The organism is Bacillus pretiosus (assembly GCF_051294775.1).
In the GTDB taxonomy this organism is placed as follows: domain Bacteria; phylum Bacillota; class Bacilli; order Bacillales; family Bacillaceae_G; genus Bacillus_A; species Bacillus_A wiedmannii.
Genome location: NZ_JBPPHF010000190.1, coordinates 1 through 306, shown reverse-complemented (window position 1 = coordinate 306; position 306 = coordinate 1). Strand labels below are relative to the sequence as shown.

At 41.5% G+C, this 306-nt stretch carries 1 pseudogene; it reads right to left on the bottom strand.

The features are described 5' to 3' along the window. Window positions 1-277, bottom strand: a pseudogene (locus tag ACSG5Z_RS30460) (Na+/H+ antiporter NhaC family protein); the annotation flags it as partial. Between the last annotated feature and the right edge of the window lie 29 nt (window positions 278-306).

Genomic DNA, 306 nt, shown 5'->3' with positions numbered 1-306 from the left:
AAATAGGGATGGTTGAAAAGGATGAACCAATTCCCATCGTAACGAGAAGTCCAATCACAAGCATAAGAAATGCAGCGAGTGGTTTGTTATTTACAATTATATGTGCACTCGTTTGCACAAGAGATTCAACATGTCCTGTTTTTCGAAGAACAGCGCCAAATCCAGCGGCAGCGATCATAACAACACCGATAAAGGACATCATGCGCATTCCGCTTGTTAATATCGCATCTGCTTCTTTAAGAGGTAGACTACCACTTACTGATAAGACGATAATCCCTCTCTCTTATAAACATCTCACGCTGCCTA